The sequence below is a fragment of the Burkholderia sp. LMU1-1-1.1 genome (assembly GCF_040675865.1).
GTDB lineage: Bacteria > Pseudomonadota > Gammaproteobacteria > Burkholderiales > Burkholderiaceae_D > Rugamonas.
The window spans coordinates 23,521-49,882 of sequence record NZ_JBEGHG010000056.1 but is presented as its reverse complement, the minus strand read 5'-3'; the positions used below and the strand labels follow the sequence as shown (position 1 = coordinate 49,882).

The 26,362-nt window shown below is 60.4% G+C and carries 25 protein-coding genes and 1 tRNA gene; 17 read left to right on the top strand and 9 right to left on the bottom strand.

Annotated features, from left to right (window positions below; translation table 11 throughout):
• The first annotated feature begins 70 nt into the window (after positions 1–70).
• On the top strand, positions 71–991 hold the full coding sequence (locus MRBLMU1_RS25750; RefSeq protein ID WP_363507753.1) for a LysR family transcriptional regulator: 921 nt from the start codon (positions 71–73) through the stop codon (positions 989–991).
• A 15-nt stretch (positions 992–1,006) separates the two neighbouring features.
• Here MRBLMU1_RS25750 and MRBLMU1_RS25745 read toward each other — a convergent pair whose 3' ends face one another.
• Together MRBLMU1_RS25745 and MRBLMU1_RS25740 are read right to left on the bottom strand one after the other, a co-directional pair.
• Positions 1,007–1,786, bottom strand: a complete 780-nt coding sequence (locus MRBLMU1_RS25745) for an alpha/beta fold hydrolase (protein ID WP_363507750.1) — start codon at positions 1,784–1,786, stop codon at positions 1,007–1,009.
• Between the two features lie 204 nt (positions 1,787–1,990).
• Positions 1,991–2,362, bottom strand: a complete 372-nt coding sequence (locus MRBLMU1_RS25740) for a MerR family transcriptional regulator (protein WP_414646118.1) — start codon at positions 2,360–2,362, stop codon at positions 1,991–1,993.
• Between the two features lie 87 nt (positions 2,363–2,449).
• On the opposite strand from MRBLMU1_RS25740, the gene MRBLMU1_RS25735 reads away from it, so the two are divergent.
• On the top strand, positions 2,450–2,899 hold the full coding sequence (locus tag MRBLMU1_RS25735; protein ID WP_363507745.1) for a hypothetical protein: 450 nt from the start codon (positions 2,450–2,452) through the stop codon (positions 2,897–2,899).
• Positions 2,900–2,938: 39 nt separating this feature from the next.
• Here MRBLMU1_RS25735 and MRBLMU1_RS25730 read toward each other — a convergent pair whose 3' ends face one another.
• Positions 2,939–3,499: a response regulator gene (locus MRBLMU1_RS25730; RefSeq protein ID WP_363507742.1), complete on the bottom strand. Its 561-nt coding sequence runs from the start codon at positions 3,497–3,499 to the stop codon at positions 2,939–2,941.
• A gap of 179 nt (positions 3,500–3,678) precedes the next feature.
• Here MRBLMU1_RS25730 and MRBLMU1_RS25725 point away from each other — a divergent pair, with 179 nt between their 5' ends.
• From MRBLMU1_RS25725 to MRBLMU1_RS25670, 12 genes are all read left to right on the top strand, one after another.
• On the top strand, positions 3,679–5,376 hold the full coding sequence (locus MRBLMU1_RS25725; protein ID WP_363507739.1) for a response regulator: 1,698 nt from the start codon (positions 3,679–3,681) through the stop codon (positions 5,374–5,376).
• A gap of 165 nt (positions 5,377–5,541) precedes the next feature.
• Entirely contained in the window at positions 5,542–5,754 is a 213-nt protein-coding gene (locus tag MRBLMU1_RS25720; RefSeq protein ID WP_363507737.1) for a hypothetical protein, read from the top strand.
• A gap of 204 nt (positions 5,755–5,958) precedes the next feature.
• Positions 5,959–6,672, top strand: coding sequence for a response regulator transcription factor (locus MRBLMU1_RS25715; protein ID WP_363507734.1), 714 nt, complete (start codon positions 5,959–5,961; stop codon positions 6,670–6,672).
• Positions 6,673–6,682: 10 nt separating this feature from the next.
• Entirely contained in the window at positions 6,683–8,158 is a 1,476-nt protein-coding gene (locus tag MRBLMU1_RS25710) for a sensor histidine kinase (RefSeq protein ID WP_363507731.1), read from the top strand.
• A gap of 2 nt (positions 8,159–8,160) precedes the next feature.
• On the top strand, positions 8,161–9,438 hold the full coding sequence (locus MRBLMU1_RS25705; protein WP_363507728.1) for an ABC transporter substrate-binding protein: 1,278 nt from the start codon (positions 8,161–8,163) through the stop codon (positions 9,436–9,438).
• 338 nt (positions 9,439–9,776) lie between these two features.
• The gene (locus MRBLMU1_RS25700) at positions 9,777–12,917 is read left to right on the top strand and encodes a TonB-dependent receptor (protein WP_363507725.1); all 3,141 of its coding nucleotides are present in this window, start codon (positions 9,777–9,779) and stop codon (positions 12,915–12,917) included.
• Positions 12,918–13,029: 112 nt separating this feature from the next.
• Positions 13,030–13,839, top strand: a complete 810-nt coding sequence (locus MRBLMU1_RS25695; protein ID WP_363507722.1) for a 3-keto-disaccharide hydrolase — start codon at positions 13,030–13,032, stop codon at positions 13,837–13,839.
• A 69-nt stretch (positions 13,840–13,908) separates the two neighbouring features.
• Positions 13,909–15,195 carry a Gfo/Idh/MocA family protein gene (locus MRBLMU1_RS25690; protein WP_363507720.1) on the top strand — a complete coding sequence of 429 codons (1,287 nt, stop codon included), beginning with the start codon at positions 13,909–13,911 and terminating at the stop codon, positions 15,193–15,195.
• 27 nt (positions 15,196–15,222) lie between these two features.
• The gene (locus MRBLMU1_RS25685; RefSeq protein ID WP_363507718.1) at positions 15,223–16,611 is read left to right on the top strand and encodes a Gfo/Idh/MocA family oxidoreductase; all 1,389 of its coding nucleotides are present in this window, start codon (positions 15,223–15,225) and stop codon (positions 16,609–16,611) included.
• Positions 16,612–16,728: 117 nt separating this feature from the next.
• Complete coding sequence (locus MRBLMU1_RS25680) at positions 16,729–18,348, top strand: rhamnogalacturonidase (protein WP_363507716.1); 1,620 nt, start codon at positions 16,729–16,731, stop codon at positions 18,346–18,348.
• A 107-nt stretch (positions 18,349–18,455) separates the two neighbouring features.
• Positions 18,456–19,283, top strand: a complete 828-nt coding sequence (locus tag MRBLMU1_RS25675) for a 3-keto-disaccharide hydrolase (protein ID WP_363507713.1) — start codon at positions 18,456–18,458, stop codon at positions 19,281–19,283.
• A 273-nt stretch (positions 19,284–19,556) separates the two neighbouring features.
• Positions 19,557–20,288, top strand: coding sequence for a PEP-CTERM sorting domain-containing protein (locus tag MRBLMU1_RS25670; protein ID WP_363507710.1), 732 nt, complete (start codon positions 19,557–19,559; stop codon positions 20,286–20,288).
• A gap of 79 nt (positions 20,289–20,367) precedes the next feature.
• Here MRBLMU1_RS25670 and MRBLMU1_RS25665 read toward each other — a convergent pair whose 3' ends face one another.
• Together MRBLMU1_RS25665 and MRBLMU1_RS25660 are read right to left on the bottom strand one after the other, a co-directional pair.
• Positions 20,368–21,696, bottom strand: coding sequence for a type II toxin-antitoxin system HipA family toxin (locus MRBLMU1_RS25665; protein ID WP_363507708.1), 1,329 nt, complete (start codon positions 21,694–21,696; stop codon positions 20,368–20,370).
• 3 nt (positions 21,697–21,699) lie between these two features.
• A complete protein-coding gene (locus MRBLMU1_RS25660) occupies positions 21,700–21,957 on the bottom strand; it encodes a helix-turn-helix domain-containing protein (RefSeq protein ID WP_363507706.1) in 258 nt (85 codons plus the stop codon).
• A gap of 568 nt (positions 21,958–22,525) precedes the next feature.
• Between MRBLMU1_RS25660 and MRBLMU1_RS25655 the strand changes: the two genes are divergently transcribed.
• Positions 22,526–23,500: a hypothetical protein gene (locus MRBLMU1_RS25655; RefSeq protein WP_363507703.1), complete on the top strand. Its 975-nt coding sequence runs from the start codon at positions 22,526–22,528 to the stop codon at positions 23,498–23,500.
• A gap of 38 nt (positions 23,501–23,538) precedes the next feature.
• Positions 23,539–23,832 carry a hypothetical protein gene (locus tag MRBLMU1_RS25650; RefSeq protein WP_363507700.1) on the top strand — a complete coding sequence of 98 codons (294 nt, stop codon included), beginning with the start codon at positions 23,539–23,541 and terminating at the stop codon, positions 23,830–23,832.
• 209 nt (positions 23,833–24,041) lie between these two features.
• Here MRBLMU1_RS25650 and MRBLMU1_RS25645 read toward each other — a convergent pair whose 3' ends face one another.
• Both MRBLMU1_RS25645 and MRBLMU1_RS25640 read right to left on the bottom strand, forming a co-directional pair.
• A complete protein-coding gene (locus MRBLMU1_RS25645; protein WP_363507697.1) occupies positions 24,042–24,365 on the bottom strand; it encodes a hypothetical protein in 324 nt (107 codons plus the stop codon).
• A gap of 19 nt (positions 24,366–24,384) precedes the next feature.
• Positions 24,385–24,624: a hypothetical protein gene (locus MRBLMU1_RS25640; protein WP_363507694.1), complete on the bottom strand. Its 240-nt coding sequence runs from the start codon at positions 24,622–24,624 to the stop codon at positions 24,385–24,387.
• Here MRBLMU1_RS25640 and MRBLMU1_RS25635 point away from each other — a divergent pair.
• A complete protein-coding gene (locus tag MRBLMU1_RS25635; RefSeq protein WP_363507691.1) occupies positions 24,608–25,042 on the top strand; it encodes a hypothetical protein in 435 nt (144 codons plus the stop codon). The two genes, MRBLMU1_RS25640 and MRBLMU1_RS25635, sit on opposite strands and share 17 nt — an antisense overlap.
• Positions 25,043–25,105: 63 nt before the next feature.
• On the opposite strand, the gene MRBLMU1_RS25630 is transcribed toward MRBLMU1_RS25635, so the two are convergent.
• On the bottom strand, positions 25,106–25,933 hold the full coding sequence (locus MRBLMU1_RS25630) for a hypothetical protein (RefSeq protein WP_363507688.1): 828 nt from the start codon (positions 25,931–25,933) through the stop codon (positions 25,106–25,108).
• A gap of 285 nt (positions 25,934–26,218) precedes the next feature.
• Positions 26,219–26,308: transfer RNA gene (locus MRBLMU1_RS25625), tRNA-Ser, on the bottom strand.
• Between the last annotated feature and the right edge of the window lie 54 nt (positions 26,309–26,362).

Here is a 26,362-nt window from a genome sequence, read left to right as displayed (position 1 = left end):
TTCGGCCATCATGAAGAAAAAGGACCACAATGGACATGTGCTATGAACCAATGGTTCAAAATTGGTCGCTATGAGTTCGCTCGACTTGATTCGACTCTTCCTCGCGGTGGCGGAAGAACTCAGCTTCACGCAGGCGGCCCGGCGGCTGAACATCACGCCGACGGCGGTCAGCAAAGGCGTGCGCGCGCTCGAAAAAAAGCACGGCGTGCCGCTGTTCGTCAGAACCACCCGCAGCGTCTCGTTGACCGACGCCGGGGCCGGCCTGCTGGCCGCGCTCAAGCCGGCGGTCGGCCAGATCGACGAGGCCTTCGACGAGTTGTCGCGCTTCCAGAGCCGTCCGTCCGGGCACTTGCGCCTCACCGCGCCGCGCGCCTTCGGGTTTCTCGTCGCCCGGTTCCTGGTGCCGCGCATGCGCGCCGCCTACCCCGACATCACCTTCGATCTGTCGCTCGACGACGGCTTGGTCGACCTGGTGACGGCGGGCTACGACGCCGGCATCCGGCTGGGACAGGCGATCGCGCAGGACATGGTGGCCATCAAACTCAGCCGTCCGCTGTCGTGGTCGCTCGTATCGGCGCCGGGCTACTTCGAGCGCTCCGGCCTCCCCGAGCGGCCACGCGATCTGCTGGCGCATCAAACGCTGCGGTATCGCTTCTCCACCTCCAGCCGCTTGCCGCCGTGGCGATTGACCGGCGACGACGGCGAACTGCTGCTCGACACCGACGCCGCCCTGACCGCCAACGATACGCAGATGCTGGCCGAGTGGGCCCGCCAGGGCATGGGCATCGCCTACCTGCCGGACCTTGAAATCGATGATGACGTGCGGTGCGGACGACTGGCGCGGGTATTGACGGAGTTCGTGCCCGCCACATCCGGACTGTTCCTCTACTTCCCCATGCGCACCCAGAACCAGCCGAAGATGCGCGCGCTGATCGAGCAGGTGTCCCGGCTGGCCGACGAAGGCGCGCTGGATGTCAGCTGCGCCCGCTAGTACCCAAATGCCTGCTTATTTGGTTGCCGCGACCGCGTCGAGGATCACCTTCGCCACCTCGGCGGGACGCGACTGCTGCGGCACGTGGCTGGCCGGCAGTTCGGTGGTCTTGGCGCCGATCTTCTTGGCCATCGCGTGCTGCAAGCCCGGGTCGATCATGCGGTCGCGCGCGCTGACGATGAACCACGACGGTTTGCTCGTCCAGGCGGCGGCGGTCACCTTGTCGGCGAAGGCTTTGGCCTGGATCGGTCCCTGGGTCGCCGTCATGACGGCGGCTTGGGCCGGCGTCACATCCTGGGCGAAGTCTTCGCGCATCGCCGCTTCCGGCAGGCTCAGGAAGCCCTCGCCATCGGCGACGAAGCGCTTGGTGCCGGGGGCTGCGGGGTAGCCCTCGCCGGTTTCGGCGGTGGACTTGCCGGCGTCGGGCGCGAACGCGGCGACGTACACCAGGCTGCGCACCTTGTCGTGCTGGCCGGCGTCGGTGATCACGGTGCCGCCCCACGAATGGCCGACCAGCACGACCTTGCCCGGCTGAGCCGCGATCGCGCGGCGCGTTGCGGCGACGTCGTCGGCCAGCGAGGTGAGCGGGTTCTGGACGGCGGTGACCTTGATGCCCTTGGCCTGCAGCAGCGGGATCACCTTGGCCCAGTCGGAACCGTCGGCGAAGGCGCCGTGGACGATGACGACGGAGGGTTTGGCGCTGGCGTCGCTGGCGGCGGCGCTGGCTTGCGGGACGATGGTTGCGAAGGCGGTTGCGATGGCGAGCAGGCGCAGCGAGGTTTTGATGGTGGTCATGGCGTTCTCCGTTTGGTTTGTTGGGTAAGTGAAACCAGTGTAGGGAGAATGTTGGTAAGGCGGTATCGGGTGAATGGCCTATGTCGGTGTCGTAAGTTCGAGGTTTAACAGTAGACGGGCCGTCAGTCTACGCCTTGGGCTGTGCGCTTGGCGCCGACTGCCGGATGGGCTGGCAGAGCGCGGCAGCATAAAAGTTCTGAAAGATCAAACGGAATCGCTGGCTTGCAGTGGACATGCCGACATGTCCTGTCCAAGGCGGCGTGACAATTCGCCGCGCAGCGACTGCAAACCGTCAATACGCTGGTCGATATCGGCCAGCTTGCGCTCCAGCGCGACGCGCAGCTGCCCGGCCGAGGCAGCGGGCGCGGCCAGCAGCGGCAGGTCGGCCTCAATCTCGGCAAGCGTAAATCCCAGCGACTGCGCCAACCGGAGGTAGCGCAGCCATTCCACTGTCTCGGGCGGATAGTCGCGGTAGCCGTTGGCGCCGCGCCGCGCGCGTAACAGACCGCGCTTCTCGTAAAAGCGCAGGGTATCGCGGCTCAGGCCGGTGGCGTCTGCCATTTCTCCGATTTGCATCAATTTTCGCACATTGTGACTTGACCTTGGAGTGTACTCCAGGCTTTAGCATGTCGCATGACTTAAAGATAACCCAGGAGAGACCCCATGCATTTCTCGACCAACACTTTCCGCCACATCGTGCGCGCCAGCGCCGTCTACGACCTGGTCGTGACGGCACCGTTCGCCACGCCGTGGACGTTCGCGCAGGCACATGCGCAGCTCAACGCGGTCAACCAGGCGATGGGCGGCGCCGCCCTGCCGGCGTTCGCGCCGTTTCACGTGCTGTTCGCCTGTCTGCTCGGTAGCGTGGTGCTGGTCTGGTCGGTGCTGCGCGTCACCGATCCACAGCAACGCTTTGGGCGCTACGACGGCGTGGCCCGTGTGCTGTTCAGCAGCTGGATGATGTGGGCGTTGCATGCGACCGGGGAGCCGCTGCTTTGGCTGTTTATCGTGCCGGAGCTTGCTTGGGGCGTGATCCAGTGGATGCCGGTGATCGCCGTTGACCAGCACAGGCCCGCGAGGCCCGAGGACACGCTGATCCGGGTCTTGAAGTGAAAACAAGCGACGCGGCCGGGCTATTGGGCGGATGACAACTCAGCGCACATGCATCTCCTCCACCGCCGCCAGCAGTTCTTCGTTCGTGAACGGTTTGCGAACAACGCCATGGGCACCCAGCGCCAGCGCCATTTGCAGACGTTCCTCGGAGTCGGCCGAGACGACGAGCGTCTTCAACGGCTCGGGCAGCTCGTTTTTTTTCAGAAAACGCAGCACGTCCAAGCCGTCCAGGCCCGGCATGCGCAGATCCAGCGTCATGAGCGCCGGCTTGAAGATGGGCAGCATCGCGCCGGCCTCGAAGCCGTTCGACGCGACCGCCGTCTCGAAGCCCGCGCCGCGCAGCACACGTTCAATGGCGCGCGCCATGTTCGGCTCGTCATCGACGATCAGGACGCGCCTGGGCTGGACAACGGCCAGCGTGTGGTCGGGGATGCCGTTTTTCCGCATAAATTCATGCAACTCGCCGACCAATACCCGGCGGTCGCCCCTGCCGGGTAATTTGTACGCCGGCAACAATCCACGCTCTATCCAGCGTGATACGGTCCGGAAATTGACGCCGCAAATGCGCGCGGCCTCTCCCGTGGTCAAAACGTCCGACATGTTCCACCCTCCTTTTCGCGCCGTTGCGCCTAGTTTGCGTTGACAGGATAGTCACTTCGTCCAGCATGGGCAACATGTGATCGCCATATTGGTCACGTCGTTGACAGGATAGTCAGGTAAGTCTATATTGACAGTACGGGTCGCATACAGGCGGGCTGCCACCGAATCCGAGAGGGAATATGATGAGCCAGACGACCACCCGCAAAGCGCCAAGCGCTGCCGACACGCCAGCGGTCAATTGGGCCGAGAAGCATTACCTGGTGGTCGACGATTGCGCCAGCATCCGTCAATTGCTGCGGGAGAGCCTGCGCAACATGGGCGCCAAGAACATCGACCTGGCCATGGACGGCCAGGAGGCGATGACCATGCTCACCAATAAGCGCTACGACGTCATCTTGTGCGATTACCATCTGGATGGCGGGCGGAACGGCCAGCAAATCCTGGAAGAGGCGCGCAGCAACAATTCGCTCATGCCCAGCAGCATATTCATCATGGTCTCGGCCGAGAAGAGTTCCGATTCGGTGATGGGCACCGCCGAACACTGCCCGGACGCCTATCTGCTCAAACCCATCACCGAGGGCATGCTCACCACCCGCCTGAACCGCGCGTGGCAGAAAAAACAGGTATTCCGGAAAATCGATTTGGCCTATGCGCGCAAGGATTATGCGCACGCGGCCATGTTGTGCGACATGCAGATCGGCGACAACAAGCTGCATGAAAACGATTTGTTGCGCATGAAGGCTTCCCTGCTGCTCAAATGCGGCCAGCGCGACAACGCCCGCGCCATCTTTGAGAACGTGCTGTGCCACCGCGACTGCACCTGGGCCAAGGCCGGCCTGGCCAAGCTCCGACTGCAGGACGGCGATTATGCCGGCGCCTGCCAAATGCTGCAGGATGTCATCGCCGGCAACGGCCTGTACCTCGACGCCTACGACCAGCTCGCCACCGCGCACAAGCACCTGGGCCAATCCGAGCAGGCCAGCGCCGTGCTTGATCGTGCGGCCCGGCTCTCGCCCAATTCGGCGCCGCGCCAAAAGACGCTGGCGGAAGTCGCACTGAGGCTGGGCGACGTGGCCGCCGCCGAAAAAGCCTACCGCAAATGTATAAGCGTCGGCGAACATTCGATCAACAGATCGGCCGATCCCTATTTCGGCTTGGCGCGCGTGTGCGGCATCAAAAAGGCCCCCAAGGAGGCCATGCAAATCCTCGCGACGGTGCAAAAGAAATTCGCGGGCGACGTCAGCGATCTGCGCGCCAAAATCACGGAGGGACTGGTGTGCCTGGACAATGGCGACACGCGTAGCGCCACCGCCATCGCCGAGGAACTCGAAGCGATGCTGGCCACGGCCACCGCCGCCGTCCTCCCCTCCCCGAACACGTGCATGGATATCGCCACGCTGCTGCTGGAAGTGGGCATCAAAGAGCCGGCGGTCAAGCTGCTGTGCTACGTCGTCCAGAATAACGACGACGACAAGACCGTGCGCGACGAGGTGCAAAAAGTTTTCGAGTACGCTGGGATGGACGAAGAGGGAGCCAATCTGATCGCGAACGCGCGCAAGGAGGCAAGCGACATCATGAACCGGGGCGTGCTGTTGTGGAAGACCGACAAGCTGGACGAGGCGGTCGAGTGGATGCGCGCCGCGCGGCTGAAATTGCCGGGAAATCTGCGCATCTTGCTCAACACTGCGCAAATTCTAATTTCACACGTGCAAAAGCGCGGCTACGATCTGGCGCTGGTGGCCGAAGCGGCCGAGGTGCTGAACCACATCGACAAGATGGCGCCCGGCCAGCTCCGCCATTGCGAACTGAGCGCGCAGTTGGCAACCCTCATGCCCGCCACTGCCGAGGTCGACCTCGTGGCGGTGATGCTGCACTGACGCCTCGCGCCCCGGCGCGGGATCAGATCGCTGACCGCTGTCGGCCATGGCAAAGGCCGGCGTATGCTGTATGCCGCTACCGGAAATCTGGTCGAGCCGATGCCACCCGCACCACCTTCCGCAGCATCTCTACAATTGCTAGTCATTCACTTCCTAGTCCCTCTCATGGCAAACCAAAACGACCTTCCGGGGAACCTGATCAATGTGACGAGCGATGACCGCACCTGGAACGGCGTCGTCGTCGTGATCATCGAGTTTATCGGCGCGCAGCTGTATAGCGGCGCGCTCGTGACCGCGATTGCGCTCCGGCTGTTTCGCGGCAACCAATGCCCCGTCAAGTGCCCGACCAAAGCCAAGTCCAAGCCTGAAGTGCCATGACCTCTATGTGAATGGCTCGATCCATGCCCTGTGCAGCTGTCCCGGTCGAACCCTATTTCGGTCCCAACTCCCCGGACATTACTGCAATATTACTGCTATACTGCAATGAAAGCCAATCCGGGCTTAGACGCCGGTCCGCGCTTACAGGCGCCGCCGAACAGGCGACCATTTGTATCGGGGGCGGCAACAGACTGGCATATTCGCATGCAACTTTTACTTGTCGAAGACGACGAAATCCTCGCCACTGGAATGGCATCCCTGCTTGGGCTCTCCGGGTTCACGGTCGAACACGCGCCCAATGGCGCGGTTGCGGAATTCCTGCTCGCACGACATCAGTTCGACGCCGTCATCCTCGATCTCGGCCTGCCGATGGTGGACGGACGCACCGTGCTGGAAAACCTGCGTACGTCAGGCAACGACCTGCCAGTCCTGGTGCTGACCGCGCTTGACCGCCTCGACAGCCGCATCTCGGTGCTCAACGCCGGCGCCGATGATTACCTGACCAAGCCGGTCGACTTCTATGAACTGGAAGCCAGACTGCGCGCCGTGTTGCGTCGTTCGGCGCACAAGACGACGGCCAAGCCGGCCTCTCAAGGTGGCAGCGCGCCACCCAGCGCCATGCTGCGATTCGATCGCGACAACCGCAGGGCTGTCAGCGACACCGGGACCGTCGAACTCAGCCCGCGCGAAACCGTCCTGCTCGACCTGCTGCTCGCCAACGCCGACAACGTGGTGACCAAGGAGCAGATTGCCGCAGCATGGGCGAAGGAGGGGCACGAAGTCGGCCAGGGCAACGCGACCGAAGTGCACATCCATCGGCTACGTCGCAAGCTTGACAATTCTAGTCTGGTCATCAAGACGATTCGCGGGCTGGGGTATCTGCTTGAAGGCACAGCCGAGTGCGTCCAGCGCACCTGAAGCAAGCGTGATGGCCCGCTTGCGCCTGCACCCCGGCAGCCTGTCGCTGCGCCGCCAACTGGTGCTATGGATGCTGCTGCCCCAACTGGTGCTGTGGCTTGCAGGCGGGGGCCTGACTTATCGCCTGGCCGTGCATTATGTGAACCAGGCCGCCGACGCCACGCTGTCGCAGACAGCCAGAACCCTCGCGCGGCAGGTGCAGCCTACGCCCCATGGCTTGCTGGTGGACTTTCCCCGTGCGGCGCAGGAAGTGCTCGAAGCCGATCCCGACGACCGCCTGCTGTACACGGTCAGCTCGCCGCCAGGGCGGGTCATCCTCGGCAATAACACTGTTCCGCCGCCACTGGGGGGCGTGCGCCCGCGCTGGAACGAGCCGTATTTCTACGACGGCGAAATGATGCTGGCCGACGCGGGGGCAAGCGGGACCGCCCGCACCAGGATCATGGTGCGCATCGCCGCCTTGTTCGTGACCTATGACGATCCCGACGGCAAGCAGCAGACGATGCTGGTGCAGGTGGCACGCAATATGGCACACCGCGAAAATCTGTGGAAGAAAATCCTGATCGATACGCTGCTGCCGCTGTCGATACTGATCGTGCTGATGACGATCATCGTCTGGGCTGGCACCGGCGCCGGCCTTGCGCCGCTGCTACGCCTGCGGCGCGAGGTCGAGGGCCGCTCGGCGATGGACCTGACCGCACTGCGCAGCGACGCCGCGCCACAGGAAGTACGCTCGCTGGTGCAAGCGCTCAATGCCTTGCTGGCTTCAGTGCGCAAGAATGTCGCGTCGCAAAAGCGCTTCATCGCCGATGCCGCTCATCAACTGCGCACGCCTCTGGCCGGACTGCGAAGCCAGACACAGCTCGCTTTGCGCACCAACCGCGATCCCGCGCTGACCGCCTGCCTGGACCTGGTGCATCAGAGCGCAGTGCGCGGCGCCCACCTGGTCGACCGGCTGTTGATGCTTGCGCGTGCAGAGCCGGAAGCTGCGATGGCGACGGAACAGACGCCGATCGAGGTACTCCCTTTCGTCAGGACACTCGTGACGGAAACAGTGCCGCGCGCGCTGCGCGCCCGTATCGACATTGGCATGGAAGACGCGGGCGGCGGGACGGACGCTGCCCAACTGCGCGTCATGGGCAACGAGTTGCTGTTGCGTGAAGCGCTATTGAACATCCTGGACAATGCGATCGAATACGCCGGGCCGGGCAGCGACATCACCGTCCGGGTGAAACGGCACGCCGACCGCGCGGTGATCGAGGTGGTCGACAGCGGTCCAGGCATTCCCGCCGCGTTGCATGAACGCGTGCTCGAACGTTTTGTCCGGGCCACCGACAAGGGCCTGGGCTGCGGCCTCGGTCTGGCGATCGTCACGGAGATCGCCTTGCGCCACCAAGGCAAAGTCGAACTCAGCGACGCGACGCCGCATGGACTGAAGGTGGAGTTTAGCCTGCCGCTGGCGGCACCGACCATATCCGGGCCGTAGCCATGCGGACCATACAAACGGCGCACGGCAGCCCCCGGGCATGGATCGTCAATGCCGCGATGGTGGCCTGGATGCTGGTCCACGGCGGCGCCAACGCCGAGCCGATCGAAGTACTGCACTCATGGAATGGCGAATCCGACGCCAAGGCCTTCGCCGTGCTACGCACCGCAGTGACCGGCAAAGGCCATAGCTGGCGCGATTTCACCGTGGTCGGCGGGGGTGGCAACGGCATGGCGAACGCGCTGCTCAGCTTCCGTGTTCTGTCGGGAAATCCTCCTTCGCTCGCACAAGTTGCGACGCCGGCCATCGAGCAATGGGCGCGGCAAGGCCGCCTGGCCAACGTGGACACGGTCGCCAAGGCCCAGAACTGGGACGCGCTGCTGCCTGCGCCGGTCCGCGCCGCCGTGCAGCACAACGGCAGCTATGTGGCGGTGCCCGTTAACGTGCATCGGCTCAACTGGCTGTGGATCAATTCGGCCGCTTTCGAGCGCGTGGGCGCCGGCGTGCCGTCCACCTGGCCGCAGTTTTTCGATACCGCGGAAAAACTGAAACGCGCGGGCCTCGTGGCGGTCGCCCACGGCGGCGAGCAATGGCAGGATCACCTGCTGTTCCAAACGGTCGCGCTGGGAGTCGGTGGCGGCGAATTCTACGTGCGGTCGCTGCTGGAGCTCGATCCCGCAGCCCTGTCCAGCTCCACCATGGAGCAAGTACTGCTGACCTTTCGCCGCATTAAGCAATACACCCAAGCGAAGGGTCCGGCGCAGCGCTGGATGAATGCGTCGCAATCGCTCATCAACGGATCGGCCGGGATGCAGTTCATGGGCGATTGGGCCAAGCCCGAGTTTGCCAGCGCAAAGGCGCGCTACGGCTGGACCTTTCAATGCGTACCGACGCCGGGCAGTGCCGGGGCTTTCCTGTTCGCGATGGACACGTTCGCCGTCTTGAAACCCGCCGGTGCCAGTGCCACCCGCGCACAGCTGGACTTCGCCTCCGAAGCGATGTCGACATCAGTCCAGATAGCGTTCAACCTGGCCAAAGGCTCTATCCCCGTGCGGCTGGACGTCGATATCAGCCGGTTTGACCCTTGCGGTGTCGCCGCCGCCGACGCCTACCGCGACGCGGCGCAGCGGGGTACCTTGATACCCAACGTCAGGCCCTCGACACGGCCGGAAATCGCACAGGCATTCCCCGCCATCACCAGCGCGTTTTGGCGCGACGAGCGCATTTCTCCGGCGACGGCGATGAAACGCCTGGTCGCCGCGGTTCGCCAGGGCCGCTAGACACCTCGCAGGCGGAGCATTCGATCGCGCCAGCGCTCCGGCGCAGCCTTGCGACAGCCCTGCGCGCCAACACAATCCCCCTCCCCTAAAACGACTGTTGCGCGAATTCCGATAAACATCAACACGGCAAGTACTAAGTACTTGACTGGCGGTAAAGCCATGCAATACATTCGCAATATTGCATTAATATATTAGTACATCGGATTTATTACTGCAATATTGCATGCACAGGGTCGCATCGCCACATGCAATGAATGCTCCGTTTCCGGCAGGTCCGGCAACGCGATGGCCTCGAGCCAACAATAAAAAACCATTTTTCAAATCGGTGGAGGAGACACATGAAGCCCTTGAATAAAACGGCGATCGCGCTCGCGGTGGCCCAAACGGCCCTTGGCGCCGGCGGTATCGCGCAGGCGCAGGATACCGGCAGACTTGCGCCAGCCGGACAGAACGAGGAGGTGCAGGCGGTGGTGGTCACCGGCGTGCGCGCGTCGCAGATGCGCGCGATCGATATCAAACGCAACGAGGACAAAGTGGTCGACGCCATCGTTGCCGAGGACATCGGCAAACTGCCCGACTTGACGATCGCCGATTCGCTACAGCGCGTCACCGGCGTCCAGGTGGCGCGCGAAGCGGGCGAAGCCGGCCGCGTGACGCTGCGCGGCATGCCGCAGGTGCTGACCACCTTGAACGGCGATATGTTCCTCGGGGCCGGCAACGTCGTGTCCACCCAGCCCAACTATGCGGACATTCCGGCCTCGCTGATCGCGGGCGCCACCGTCATCAAGTCGAACACCGCCGACATCCTGCCGGGCGGGATCGCGGGTACGATCGACTTGAAAACCCGCCAGCCCCTGGACCTCAAGAAGGGCTGGACCCTGAGCGGCATCGCCGAGAACCAGCGCGGCTCCTACTCCAAGAAGGATAGCCCGAACGTGTCTTTTCTAGCGGGTTACAAGGCCGAGGATTCGAGCTGGGGGGCCCTGGTGTCGGCCAACAAGTCGAAATCGACGCGGGCAAACTACAACGCCAACGCCCAGAACAATGACTGGGACAGGATCACGCCGGACGGCGTGATGAAAAATCCGAACGACCCCGGTGCGGGTTACTACGATCTGACCGGCAAGGGTTCGGCCTGCGTGACCGCGCCCTTCCCTACCGGAATCAATCCCACCGCCGCCCCGGGATCGCTGACGGCGGCGCAGGCCAGCGCCGTCAAGACCTTCCATGATCGCAATAACCTCAGCTGCCTGATCGCCGGCAACTACGTGTGGATGCCGCGCATGATCTCGGCGAACGACAGGACACTGATCCGCGAGCGGGAAGCCGCCTCGGGCGCCCTGACCTATAAATTCAACCGCCAGCTGCGCGCCACGCTCGAGTCCTTCCACTCGAAGATCGCGGACGAGAACTACCGTCACGACATCTATTTCCATAACAATGGCGTGCTGTTCGACCGCCTGTTGCCGGGCGCGGCGCCGATGCTGGTCAGCGAGAATAACGTCGTCACGAAAGGTGTCCAGCGCACCGCGCGCCAGTTCTCGCGCGCCGGCAATGAGCGCAACGACGGCAAGTCGACCAACACCATGCTGCGTCTCGACTACCGGGGCGACGCCCTGTCCGGCGATGTGCGGCTGCAGCATTCCACCAATAACCGTTACAACGTGAACGGACAGATCGACTCCAACTATAACCCGACCTTCACGTCCACGCCGGCCGGTTGCACCGCCAATTGCACCACGACGAGCGGAACCGGCACCGCGGCATACCAAGGCTACCTGATGGGCTTTGATCTGACCGGCAAGCGGCCGGCCATCGACTTCCTCGACGGCGGATGGGATGCGACGAAGCTACAAGTGGGCAACTTCAACGTGCGCGGCAGCGACGAGACCGGGCGCCTGTCCAACCTCTCCGCCAACGGGGTGTGGCGGGATCCGGTATGGGTGTTCGACGGTTTCAAATTCGGCGCGCGGGCCAGCAAACAGAATATCAAGCGTTATGGCTGGGAAATGTATGCCCCGACGTATACCGGCGTCCCGGGCTCGGGTTTCAATTCCAATCCCAGCATCAGCTCGGTGCCACGCGGGACGCCGTTCAGAGATGCCCAGAAGAGTGGCTTCGGGCCGGATCTGCTGGCGGCCTACCCCGATCATTACACCAAAATCTATAACCGGGTCGGCATTTTTTCCACCCCATCAATCGCCCTGCTCGACCCGGCGGCGCTGAAGTATCCCATGCAGGCGTGGCAGGAACAATTCCCGCAGTGGACCAATCCGGCAACCGGCCAAACCTATACACCGTACCAAGGGGCGGCGCCGGAACAGAACTACCTGTACAAGGTTGTGACGAAGGAGGCTTATTTCCAGGCTGACTTCTCGGGAGATACGTGGTTCGGCCTGCCGTATTCCGGCAACGTAGGCGTGCGCCAGGTCAATTCCGAAGCGACCATCACCCGCAACGTCATCGACCCGAACGTGCGCCAGTACCCGAATGGTCCGCTGGCCGATCTGGGCGACGAGGTGCTGGTGCGTAACTACCGTGACACGCTGCCGAGCTTCAACCTGAGCGTATCGCCTACGGACAACCTGGCGATCCGCCTGGGCTGGAACAAGGCGGTCACCAGGCCGGACCTCAATGCATTGGGACGTCAAACCCAATACAGCCGCAACGCCAACAACGGGACCGATCCGACCCTGCCGGATTCGTTCAATATTTTCTTGGGCGCCAACGCCGGCAATGCGGACCTGCAGCCGTGGCGCTCGACCAATACCAATTTGAGCCTCGAGTGGTATCCCACCCGTGAGATCCTGGTCAACCTCGCGGCCTACCGTCTGGACATCGCTTCGTTTGCCCGCACCCTCAGCTTCGTCGCCCCCGGTCCGGACATCGACGGCGTGGTGCGCCGCACCGGAAACTGGACGCAGACCGTCAATGGCTCGGGCACCAAGACGCAGGGCCTGGAAGGCGGTATCAAGATGCCGTTCACCTTCCTGCCGGGCGCCTGGAGCGGCCTTGGCATGGACGCAAATTACACCTACGGCGAATCGAAGGGGTTTGATACCGATTTTTACGGCAACAGCCTGCCGTTGCCGGACTTCTCCGAACATACCGCCAACCTCGCGCTGTGGTATCAGAAATACGGCTGGCAGGCCCGGGTGGCGGCGAACTGGCGCTCGCCGCGCTTCTCCCAGGTTCGCAGCCAGCGCGCGCCCAACACCAACGTGGGAGCGCCGGATCTGGTCGCGCAATACAACGCCGATCAGATGTTGTCGAACGCCCGTCTGGCAACCTCGTTCAACGACGTGACCTATGTCGACGCGTCGGTGAGTTATGACGTCAGCGAGTACGCCACCGTGTATTTGCAGGTGGCCAATCTGACCAAGGCTTTCGACTCGCGTTACGCGCAGTTCAAGGAAATGTTCATGGACCAAGCCACATTCGATCGCACCTTCACGCTCGGCGCGCGCTTCAAGTTTTAAGGCACACGATAAGGATCAATCTTCGCTTATCTCCCTTGGCCAGTCAGCCACTCGCCCGGTGCGCGGGGTTGGCTGGCGTTTTTTCATAATGTTGTTTTCATGGAGTTTTGCAATGCCATACACCCCTCTTCTTCCCGCGCTTGTGCTGTCCGCCATGACCCTCGCCGCGGCGCCCGTCGCGGCGCAAACGGGCGCCTGCGAGAACGCCGGCGCGCCGCCCACGCCAGCGCTGACGGCGGCCGAGAAATCCGAAGGCTGGACCGCTCTTTGGGACGGCAGCTCCACCAGCGCCTGGCGCGGCGTGAAAACCGATGACTTTCCCAAGCATGGTTGGCGCGCGTGCGGCAACGTGCTCACCATCATGGGAAAAGGCGGCGAGGAATCGCGCGGAGGTGGCGACATCATCAGCCGCGAGCGTTACGCCGATTTTGAACTGACGCTCGAGGCGAAGCTGACCCCTGGCGCCAACAGCGGCGTGAAGATTTTCACCCAACCGAACCTGGCGCCGATCGACCGCCTGACCGGCAAGCCGGCAGCGGTGGGCTCGGCCATCGGCATGGAGTTCCAGTTGCTCGATGATGAACGCCATCCGGACGCCAAGCTCGGACGCGACGGCAATCGCACCATCGGCTCGCTGTATGACCTGGTCCCGGCCGGGAAGGACAAGACGGCCGCCCCGGTGGGTCAGTGGAACCATGTGCGCATCCTGGCACGTGGCAAGAGCGTGACATTCTGGCTCAATGGACGCAAAACCGTCGAAGTCGAACGCGGTTCGGCGGCGTTTCGCAGCGCCGTGGCCACCAGCAAATTTCGCGACATCCCGGGCTTCGGGGAATGGCCCGACGGTCATATCCTGCTGCAGGACCACGGTGATCAGGTTTCCTTCCGCAACATCCTGATCCGCGACCTGCGCGCGAAGTAAAACAGCGATGTTCCGAATTCGTTTATGTGAAGCGCGACGGCCACTGGACCGCAGAAAAGAAATGGCAACATGACTAGCAAACGCCCCAACGACATCCGGCATGAAGCTGAGCAGCGCCGGCGCTTTCTGGCGCGTGTGGCCGGTGTCATCACGAGCTCCGCCCTGCTGAGCGCGTTACCGTGGATGGCGCCGCTACGCGCCCAGCCGGTTGGCGACGCCGCGTCGGACCGGGTACGCATCGGCGTGATCGGCATCGGCTCGCGCGGCAGCCTGCTGCTGCAGTACCTGCTGCGCACGCCCGGCGTCGAAATTGCCGCGCTGTGCGACGATTATCCGCCCCACCTGGCCGCCGCGATGGCCGCCGCCGGCGGCAAGCCGAAGGCGTACACCGATTACCGCAGAATGCTTGAGCTGGCCGGCCTCGACGGGGTTGTGATCGCCACGCCGCTGCACCAGCACGCGCCGATGTGCCTGGACGCGCTGGCGGCCGGCAAGCATGTGTTCTGCGAAAAGAGCCTGGCGGTGACCGTCGACGAATGCAAGGCCATCGCGCGCGCGGCCCACGCCAGCGGGCTGGTGTTCCAGGTCGGCCACCAGCGCCTGTTCAGCGCGTCCTTCCTCCACGCGCACGAACTGGTGCAAACCGGCCGGATCGGCCCGATCACGCAGATCCGTGCCAGCTGGCACCGCAACAACGATTGGCGCCGCCCGCTGCCCGACCCCGCCCTGGAACGCAAGCTGAACTGGCGCCTGTACCGCGCCTACTCGGGCGGCCTCATGACCGAACTGGCCTCGCATCACCTGCAGGTGGCGAACTGGTACCTCGATGCGGCGCCGCTGTCGTGCGTCGGCTACGGCAGCGTCAATCACTGGAAAGACGGGCGCGAAGTGTTCGACAACGTCAACGTGCTGTTCCGCTATCGCGGCGGGGTGACCTTTATTTACGACTCGCTCATCAGCAACCGCCACCACGGACTGGAAATCCAGATCATGGGGCCGCAAGGCGCCATCGAAGGCGAGAGCGGAAAGCTCTACCTGGAACAACCTCCCCCCGCGCCGGCGATCGCAGCGCTGGTCGAGCAGATCGAACGCGGCAGCGCCGAGACGCTTGCCATCGGTGCGCCGACCTGGAAACCAGAAAGCAAAAACGGCATGGCCGGGCAGGACCTGCGGCGCGAGCTCGGCGGCGACGATGGCACCATCCTGTCGATGGCCGTTTTCGCCAACGCGATCCGCTCCGGCCGACCGATCCCGCAGATGATCGAGCACGCCTATCGCTCCGGCATCGCCGCGCTGATGGGCCAAGCGGCCATGGACCAAGGCCGCGAAATCGCCTGGCCGGGCGACTACAACTAAACTCAATCAAACAATCAAGGAGACCTCATGACACACGCACTTTCCTCGCCGCGCCGCCGCCAGTTGGTCAAAGGCGCCCTGGCTGCGCTGGCCGTCCCCCGCTTCGCCCGCGCCAGGGCGGCCAACGGCAAGGTCAACCTGGCCTGCGTCGGCATCGGCAACCGCGCCGCCGATGTCGTCAAGGCCCTGCACGCCACCGGACTGGCCAACATCGTGGCGCTGTGCGACGTCGATATGGGCGCGCCGCATACGCTCGAGATCATGAAGCTGTTCCCGGATGTGCCGCGTTTCCAGGATTTCCGCACCATGTTCGACAAGATGGGCAAGCAGATCGACGCGGTCAGCGTGGGCACGCCGGACTTCTCGCATTTTCCGGTTGCCATGCTGGCCATGTCGCAAGGCAAGCACGTATATTGCGAAAAGCCGATGGGACAGAGTTTCCGCGAGATCGAACTGATGATGGCCGCCGAACGCAAGTACAAGGTGGCTGCCCAGATGGGCAACCAGGGGCACTCCGAAGCGAATTATTTTCAGTTCAAGTCCTGGGTCGATGCCGGCATCATCAAGAACGTGCGCGCCATCACGGCGCACATGAACAATCCGCGCCGCTGGCATGGCATGAAAGTGTCGGGCTATCTGCCACGCAGGCCGCTGCCAGCGACGCTGGACTGGGATGGCTGGGTCGCCACCGGCGCCTACCATGAATACAATCCCGGCTACATCAACGGCGACTGGCGCTCGTGGTTCGACTACGGCAACGGCGCGCTGGGCGATTGGGGCGCCCACATCTTCGACACCGCCCACGAATTCCTGCAGCTCGGTTTGCCGACCGAAGTCGAGGCCGTACGGCTCGAGGGCTGGAGCCCGTTGATCTTCCCGCAAGCGTCGACGCTGGCGTTCCGCTTCCCCCAGCGCGGCGCCCTGCCACCGTTGGAACTGACCTGGTACGACGGCGTGGACAACCTGCCGCCGCTGCCGAAGGACTTCGGCGCGGCCATCGTCGATCCGAACATTCCGCCGCCATCGAAAGGCAGCGGCAACGCGCCCGTGCTGCCTCCCGGGAAGATCATCTATGGCGACGGCCTGACCTTCAAGGGCGGCTCGCATGGCTCCGAACTGCGTATCATCGGCGACGCAGGGCGCGATCTGGCCCTGCCGAACGTTCCGAAGAGCCCGTCGAACCACTTCGCCAATTTCCTCAAGGCGTGCATGGGCGAGGAAACCTGCCGCTCCAGTTTTGCGGTAGCCGGTCCGCTGTGCCAGGCCATGGCGCTGGGCGTGATCGCCCAGCGAGTCAACGGCAAGCTCAGTTTCGATCCGGCCGGCAAACGCATCACCAACAATGCGCAGGCCAACGCCCTGCTGGCCGGGGCGCCGCCGCGCAAGGGCTGGGAGCAGTACTATAAGCTCGCCTAAGCATGTTCGCATAAACGAGGAGCTGGACAACCCGTGAGCACACGATTGAAAAACGCGTGGCGACACCAACCACGGCTCGCGCGCCGTCAGGGTCTTCATCTTCATAAAAGGTAACAAATGTCTATCTCCCTCACGCATCGTCGCAAATTCCTGCAGTCCGCCGTGCTGCTGACCGCCCTGCCGGGGGCCGCCTATGGCATATCTTCCAGCATCGCGATCAACGTCAAGAGCCACGGTGCGAAAGGCGACGGCAAGCATATTGATTCGCCCGCCATCAACGCCGCGATCGACGCCGCAGCTGCCGCCGGCGGAGGCACCGTCCACTTCCCGGCGGGAACATATCTTTCAGCGTCGATTCGGCTGAAAAGCAATATCACGCTCCATCTCGACAATGGCGCGGTGATCGAAGCGGTCGATTGGAAACTGGCGCCTTACGACCTGCCGGAGTTCAATCCCGTGGCCGAAAAGTATCAGGATTTCGGTCACTCCCATTGGCAGAACAGCCTTATCTGGGGAATCGGCTTGCACAACGTCAGCATCACCGGTGCGGGACTCATCCATGGTAAGGGCCTCAACAGCGGCTTCGACCGGTTTGCCGAACAGAGCCCGAAAGACCGGCGCTATCGGGACGGTGGCCCGGGCGAAGGGAACAAGGCCATCGCCCTGCGCGATTGCCGCAATGTGATCCTGCGTGACTTCTCGATTCTGCATGGAGGCCATTTCGGCATTCTCGCCACCGGCGTGGACAGCCTGCTGATAGACCACCTCAAGATCGATACCAACCGCGATGGCATGGACATCGACGCCTGCAACAATGTCCGCGTGACGAACTGCAGTGTGAACGCGCCCTGGGACGATGGCATCTGCTTGAAGGCCTCCTATGGACTGGGCAAGATTCGCCACTGCGAAAACGTCACCATCTCGGATTGCTATTTGGCTGGTAACTTCGACGAAGGCACCCAGCTCGATGGGACGTTCAAACGTAGCTCGCCGGCGTACAAGTCCTACCGCACTGGACGCATCAAATTGGGAACGGAATCGAATGGCGACTTCCGCAACATCGCCATCACCAACTGCGTCTTTGACGAGTCGCGCGGCATCGCCATCGAAAGCGTGGACGGGTCCCATATCGAGGACGTCACGATCACCAACATCACCATGCGTGACGTGGCCAACGATCCCATCTTCATCCGGCTCGGCGCGCGCTTGCGTGGTCCCGACAAGCCACCGGTGGGGACCATCAAGCGTATCAATATCAGCAATATCGTGGTGTCCGGCGCGAACGGCGGCTATGCGACGACATTGAGCGGCATACCCGGCCACCCGATCGAAGATGTCAGTATCAGCCAGGTACGGATCCAGACCAAAGGCGGCGGCACGGCCGATGCTAGCAACCGCGTTCCGCCCGAGGAGCCATCGGCTTACCCCGAGCCCGGCATGTTCGGCGCATCTCCCGCCTACGCGTTCTTCATCCGCCATGTGCGCGGACTCGAGCTGCACCAGGTTACCGTGACCTACCTGGATGCCGAGGAACGTAGCGCGATTGTGCTGGACGATGTGAAAGACGTAGTTTTCCGAAGCATCAACGTGCGGCCCGGGCGGAACGGCGCCGCACTCATGGATCTGCGGGGAGCGAGTGAATTGTCAGTCAAGGATATGCGCCATCTCGCCGATTTCGACGTCACGCCAACGACGGTCAGGAAAGTGTTTGCCACCTCGACCGTTGCCGCCCCGTAGGACCGTTCGAAACGGCCGGACACTTACTTGATCCAGCCAGCAATTTCAACGACACTGTCGGATACCGCCGCCGCCAGCGTTTTTTAACCACCATCCGGAAATGGGCAATGAAGACAATAAAACCAGCAAGCCTGCTTTGCGCGTTGGCGTTGACCGGGTGTGTCGGCGTCCACAACAACTCGCTTGAATCAAAGGGCGCCATAGCGCCACAGCCTAAGCAAGCGGAGTGGATTCAGCTATTCAACGGGAAAGACTTATCCGGCTGGACTCCGAAGTTCAAAGGCTATCCGGCGGGCGTCAATTACAAAAACACATTCAAGGTTGAAAACGGCATCCTCAAAGTCGACTACAGCGAGTACGACAAATTCAACGGCGAATTCGGTCACCTGTTCTGGAAGCAGAAGCTGTCGCACTACCGTATTCGGGCGGAATATCGTTTCGTCGGCAAACAGCTCGCGGGCGCTCCGGGCTGGGGTTTCCGCAATAACGGCATCATGATTTTTAGTGAACCGCCGGAGACCATGGAGCTCGACCAGGACTTTCCCGCATCGATCGAGGTGCAGATGCTTGGCGGAGGCGGGCCTGGTGACCAAAACAACGGATCGTTCTGCACCCCTCATACCAAGGCGGTTTTTAACGGGCAGCTGACCACGACCCACCGCACCTCGGCCAAGTCGAAGGTATATATGGGGGACGATTGGGTCACCATCGAGGTGGAAGTTCGCGGTGGAAAATTAATCAAGCATATCCTTGATGGCGAGACCGTGATCAGCTACAGCCAGCCTCAACTCAACCCGAGCGATCCACACAGCCAGCGACTCATGGCGAAAGGCTTCCCTCAGATGCTGGAGAGCGGATACATCGCCATCCAGGCGGAGACCCATCCTACGGAATTTCGCCGGATAGAAATCCTGCCATTGGAAGTATCACTTTAGGCCTAGTGAAATTATCAAAATTTAAATTTTCATCAGCATGCCTTGATGATATCATTGTGATCTAAATATCAACGAAAGCCGTTATGCCGCGCTCGAATAGACGCGAGCTGCCTGTCGCGGCACGACGGCCACGATGCTCTCTCCGGCCTGGCCGTCTGGGGCGCTTCGGCCCGCCGCAGCAAGCGGGCTAAGCTTAGTGGTGCAATGCCAACCGTCCGGCCACCATTGTCATGGTTGTTCGCGGTCCCTTCCAACCTCCTACGAAAAGCAAACATGACTATCAAATTGTTCGCGGCAGGCGCCCTCCTGGCGCTGAGCGCCTTCTGCAGCCAGGCACAAGCACAAACCTGGACCCTCACCACGACCGGCCATATCGACTATGGATATGACCACATGCAACTTTTTGGCGACATACCGGACACGGGTTCCTGGATAGGACGGGACTTGACGGGCCTGGCGTATACGGAAACGATTACCGTCAGCACCGACCCGGCGCAGTGGGAGTTCAGCAACACCGCAGGTTCCGCAACTGAGCTGTACGGCAACGGCCCGGGATACACCGTCGCGGTCACCGTCAACGGCCACACCAAGACCTTCAGCGCCAACGCGACCGTCAGTGGGAGCCAGCTCATTTCCAGCGCGCTTTCGAGCAACATCAATGGCGCTGAAGTGTTGAGCAGCATGTTGGGCGTGACGGGCGGTGTCCAGGTGTTGCAAGTACAGACTTATGCGAGCAGCTATTCCGCAGCGTTTGTTCCGACGGGAAGTTTCAACCAGTCTCAAACCTTCTCGCAAGACGTGAGCGGCGCTGAGTTCAACAAAAGCGCCTCTTTCTACTTCACAAACGATATCACCGGTCCGGACATCAGTACGATGTTCGGCGGCACGCCGGACAGTATTACCGTCACCATCTCCGCCGTCCCTGAACCATCCAGCTACGCCCTCATGCTGGCGGGGCTGGCCATGACCGGCTTGATCGCACGGCGCCGCAAGAATCGCGCTTGAAGGAATCCTCTCCATCGCGATTCATGCAGCGGGCGTTTCATCATGCTCAAATTCAACGAAGAATCGTAAGCGCCTGGGATCAACCGGCGTCCAATTGCTGTGCCGATCGTTTGATCCCTGCGAAGACCGTTTCCGCAACTCGGGCGGGAAAGCCCGATGGTAACCGTGCCGCTACTGCCTCGATCGCGCCCGAGGTTCGCGCCAGCACGCTTTCGATAACATCTTCCGCGTCGGCGCGTAGGAAACACTTGGCGGCGGTGCTGTTGAAGTGCCTGCGCTGCACGTCTGCGAAGCGGTAGTGTTTGTTCTTACCCAACAAGGCCATCGCAAGCTTGGCGTTGTGAAGCGAATATTGATTCGCGCCGCCGCCTTCAATCGGCCAGATCGACATGACGTCGTACAAGGGCGCAAGCGCGTAGCGACCTGCGGGCAACAAGTGGATGCTGAAGTTCTTGGCATGTCCATCCGGCGCGGCCATCAACCAGAACAGCACTTGGCTGGCCAGCAGCGTGGTCAAGTCTTCCTCCGCGCGCTCGGAGCCGCGCAGCACCGCCGCCAATTCAGCCAGGCCGGGACCGCCGTCACTTTCGTACTTCAGATGCGGCGGGACCCCAAGGGCTTGGCAGAAGTCTTCCTGCGGCAGACGCATGATCCATTTTCCGGACGAGTGCATTTTTCGGTCGAAGCGCTCGACGCCTAATACCTTTTGAGCACCAAAATTCAAGATGGCGGTCTTGGCGACCGGCAGGCCGAATTCCGCCAGCAAGTTAATGCACAGCCATTCGTTCTCGACCGATGCGGTCAAGTCGGCCTTGCGGTGGCCGACCAATCCCAACGGCAGTTTGAGTATGTGGGTGGTGGGCGTGGAACTGTGTGGACGCATCCAGCCGCCGTTGTGCCACAGCAGCGCGGTCTTTTCCTGCGCGCCCGCGAGCGAGATGCGCAGGTCGTCGGCGTCCTCGCGGCGTCTTAACGGTCCCGACTGCGCCAACTGGATCAAGTGTCGCTCAACGTCCTCCTCGGACATGGGACTGCCTTCGATGCGCTTGACGTCGCTCGGTGCCTCGTCCTCCTCCAGCAACTGGACCGCGCCAACGCAGTCCCGACCGATTTCTTGCAGCAAGTCGAATGCTTCGATGGAGGCGAGCTTGTAGTGGGACGCCAGGCGCTTGCGTATCGGCTCGCTGTCGGGAAGGAGATTGTCGAAAAAATCGCGGACGACATCACCCCGCAATGGCAGATCGCCCGTATAGGGCAGCGATAGCGACAATGGCCGTCCCACCGCCGATTCCGTCCAGGATTTATCGTAAAGGAATTGCGTTTCGCCACGCGGCGGGATGGTCCAGGTTCCGACGCGCTCGCCGTTGCTCCACACCGACAGCGACCGAGAATGCGATTTGCGTCCCATGGATTACCATTCCGGCGTGTTCGGACCACGCTCCTCGTCGACGCTCGTCTTCGGCTGCACCAGCACTTCGTGATTCAACGCGGCTAGCAGCGCCAGTAACTGCTCGACGTTGATCGATCCCGGATCGAGTTCCATCGCCGAGATGCGGCTTTGGCTAATGCCCAGGCGTTGCGCCAGCTCCGTCTGCGACAGCCCTGCGGACTTGCGCGCCGACTGGATAAGCGGACCAAGCTGTTTGGAGAGCGACAGAATTTGCCTCATGGGATTTCCGCGTTTTACCTTTATAACGAATATTTACAGATTACGCTTATAACAGGTATCCGTCAAATACCTGTTATACAAGTAATTTTTAGTTACAGCTTCTAGGTAGTTTTCTGAGGAAAATAGTCGGACCAGGCCTGCATCAACGGCATGCGCTTGTCGAGCAGGTCGCCGCGACGTTATGCGACCTCGATCTTGTCGGGCAGACGATGCGACGCGCCAATACATACTCGCAAACCTCGCGCGATAAGTTGTTGCCTTCCGCCTCAGTGGCAAGGACGATTGAATTTGAGAAATGAAAAAAGCCTATGGTAATCAAGGGCTTTATTGTTCGTTTGGGGGAAGCGGAAATTCGAACTCACGAACGGCTCACACCGTCAGCAGTTTTCAAGTCTTCGAAGATTACTAACGAAATCAAATACTTACAGGAATTTCGATTCCGCGACTGGTCGAAATTAAGGCTTGGCGAACCGGACTGTCGCTTATTTGTCTGGGGTGATAATTGAATAGAATTAGCCGGCTTTTTTTTTAGATAACATTGCTACGAGATCATTTTCCGGAGATTAACTTGAAAAGTTTCTTTTTTGCAATCTATTTGTTCTCCATTGGCTTCGTGGCGCATGCAGTTGAAACGCCTGACACGGGACCACCAAAAGGAAGACTTTACGAAAAATATTCATATAGCGAGGCCTTACAACGTTACTTCCCCTATGGAACTGCGGAGGTTAGCTCTGTTTTCAAAGTCGATGATCGAACTGTAAGGGTATGTGCAAGCGAACAGGCTTGCAAAGATTACGTCCACATCACAGATGAGCCTAATGGACAATTTATCTCTGGCCCATTCGTTGCAGACGTCGCAGCAAGCTGGCTTGATATTTCCAAGAAAGGTGTGAAGCTTTGCGCAATCTTTAGTCAGAATTCGAATTCGTCGTGCGTTCGCCTTGAACTTCCCGTAGCGACAGATATTGAGATTTCCTACAAACGGAAAGGACCGTTTCCAACACTGAGCGTTGCCTCAAATAATCATAGTACTGAATACCTCGAATGGTATGGGCACTATCTGAAACGCTTGGTATTTGGCGGCGGAAAATTGCTGCATAGGCTGAAAGCAGAAGCAGCGGCTCGTCCAGATGGGGGCAATGTGGCAACGCGCTCAAATGATGAAATGAGCCCCCAGTCAGAAGACATCCCAATCGTAGTGATCGATGGGCCGTCCCAACCTATCGATCCTGGTGGCGGTGGTGGTATCATTATAGTGCCAATTAATCCAGGCGGCGGAGGTCCAGACCCAGGCGGCGGCGGCGGTGGTGGCGGTGCCAGTAACCCTTGTGGGTGCGAGCCAACTCCGGAAGAAAAATCCGAAGGGCTGCGAAAGTGCCTAGCTTTAAATGAATATCTTTATTACGAACGGGACATCCCCAGATGCAAGGAGGTTTTTCCAGGGCTCGATACTGCTGATTCTCGCAACCGCGCAATTTGTTACGCAGAGGCAGTTAACGACTGGGCTGATAACAACGCCTGGTGTAAAGACAGGTGGAAGTAATTTAATCGCCGATTCAAAAAGTAATATTTAAGGAATTTATGTCTTTATTTTGTTCCAGACAACTTAAGGCTATTAACGCAGGGGGGATTCACCCCGATTTTTTGGTCGCTATCGACGTCCCCATCCGTGTAGAAGGCGACTGGGTGGCGAAATTGTATATCGGCGATTTTTCGGCTGCTATTTTTGGAGTGGATTCTTGGCAAGCTGTCACTTTAGCGATGAAATTTATCAATTCCGAGTTATCCAGTCGCAAAAAACACGGATGGAAATTTTTCGCATTTGGCTCCGATATCGAGATTGATTTCAGTGACAGCGATTTCAATTTGAGCTGATTGTATGCGTTTTCACAAATGTGACAAGTTGTCAGATATTGCTTCGTAAGTTAAGTGAGGGAGTGAAATGGCCTCCCTCGCATCGTGCTAACGAGCCGGGCAGTTGTCGAGCCATCCGAAGGGGGATTACCCCAGCTTTTTTTCAGTTCAAATTTGAACTACTACATGCGGCTCTAGCTCTATCGACTACCGACGAAACTGCGCCTCCATTAAGGAAGCGCCGATTCGGCAGTAGGCACGGGACACCCCGGCAGGCAATTTGTAAATCGAATGGTAGCCGCGTGGTCGAGCTTTTTCAATACAGCTTTTAAATTATTTTCAGCGCGCGCGATGACCAATCGTACATGCGGGCCACGCACCCCCTTCAATTTCGTGCGCGTGCGCACCTCGTCTAACTGGTAAATATGCCTGCACTTAAGCGCCATGCGGTCGTTGAAGTCGCCAAGCTGGCGATAAGCAGCTTCAACAAGCCAGCCGTCAAGATAGTTTGCCGAAACCAGCGGACGCACCGACTGAATGCGCTCATCTCGCAAATCGCATTCTGGTGCTCGCTCAGAAGTCCCATACCAAGTCCTCTCCGTAGATCAGGATGAAGTTATCGAGGACGTCCTCGACCGCAGCCCAATGTTCCGCGCCGTACACCTTCTTCGGCTTTTCTTTTACGACGACCGCGCTCGCCCCCTCCCCCCGGCGAAAAAGCGGCGCGCTCTCGCCAAAGGGAATGTTATCCATCCCGGCCGGCTCGCTGTCGTCATCGCCCAGCGGATAGGCGTACGTGGCCGACCCAGACATCAACAACAACGCCCTGGTTGTCCGCCAAGCCAAGACGGGAAAGCTGTTATGCATCATGCTGTACCAGGGCCAGATCAAATCGGAGCTGGCCAGCGTCATCAAGCGCATCCAGGCGCGCCCAGGACGCAAACGCGGGTCGTACCTAGTATCGCTACCGGACGGCCAGCAGCTCAACAAGTGGAATCTGCGCCTGCGTTTTGACACCGCCCGAAAGGCGGCTATCGAGACATGCAAGAAGGAGGAGCAGCATGTCCTCGCCGAGCGGATCGCTCTCTTTCAATTCCGCGACATTCGGGCCAAGTCCGCCAGCGAGATCGTGGATGCGGCCGACGCAAGCGCGCTGCTGGGGCACACCGAGCAAGAGATTACCGACCGCGGCTATCGCCGCGTCGGCCAGCCTGTCAAACCGACACGCTAGCAGAAAATAACCTTGGCCTGACTCTGCATGGAGTGAGGCCAAGGGCGGCTTTCGACTGCGGATTCAACCCGCTGCCTTGGGCAAAATAAATACTCGGACGTCTATGCCTTCGCCACCCGAAGCAAGGTCATTTTCGATCCCAACTGGATTCGCAATTCGGCCTTCAGGGTCATAGACGAAGCACACAAGCCGCTTGCATTGAGGGTGCCTTTTATATTTCGCAATATCGATAATCAATTGCTCGCCAACGGACTTCGCGTTCAGGCCTTGACGCGTTTTCTTGATCTCAACGACAGTTAGAATCTCTGGAAGTAGAAAGTCGGTGCGCGAGGCACTTCCCGCATAGCTCGGCACCCATTCCTCAGGGCGGACGTCGTTGAAGTGAAGCCTTAATAGGGCGTGCATGAGGTCTTGAACGTCGTACTCATCGTTTACGTCTAACGTATCTCGATCTGAGTGACGGGACCGAAGTTGAACCGCAACAGCATGAAAGCGAAGAATGAGTTGGTCCAGTGCGTCTACAAGCTTCCGCTCCGACTCAGCAATCGACACTGGACCACTTGCCGCCACAAAGAGGTTCTTGTTGCGTTCAATTCGAGTAAGAACGGCTGAAACAGTACTTCTTATTTCCTCAACGCTTGCGTAGGAGGCAGTTTGATAGATGTTACTGACGCCTTCGTTATACGCACTACTCACAAGTTGAATGTGCTGCCGTGAGCCAGGGACGTGATCTCGGAGAAGGTCCAGAAGCTCGGTGACTATTGTCCGGAAACGATAGTTGTCTTGCCGCTCAATGTGTACCCCAGTGCGAGTGTGACTAAAACGCGCCAATATATCGCCAAGTTCCGCAAGGTACGTCGTCAGGGCGTCGATGATTTCTTCAGGAGCCATTGAGAGCTAAGTTGTTATAAATCGTAAACCGCCGGGTGAGCGACTTCGCTGTCGCCATCGACCTGAAATGGGCCGTTAGCGGATAAATGAGAACTTTAACTCATCTGGCAGTTGGTGTCAGGTCAAGTCGGCGTTACTCCGTCTAATCATTTCCACTTAGACTAGTTGTGGAAACCATTTCCGCAACTAGTCTAAGAATCCTCGCAAATTTCCAGCGCAACATTTTTTACTGCCAGCTCCAAAAGCAAAAAAGCCCTTGGTAATCAAGGGCTTAATCATAGGCACTGGCGGAAGCGGTGAGATTCGAACTCACGAACGGCTCACACCGTCGGCAGTTTTCAAGACTGCTGCCTTCAACCACTCGGCCACGCTTCCTATGGCGCAGCATTATACAGAATTCAACCCGTTGATGGGGAATCGCCCTTCGTT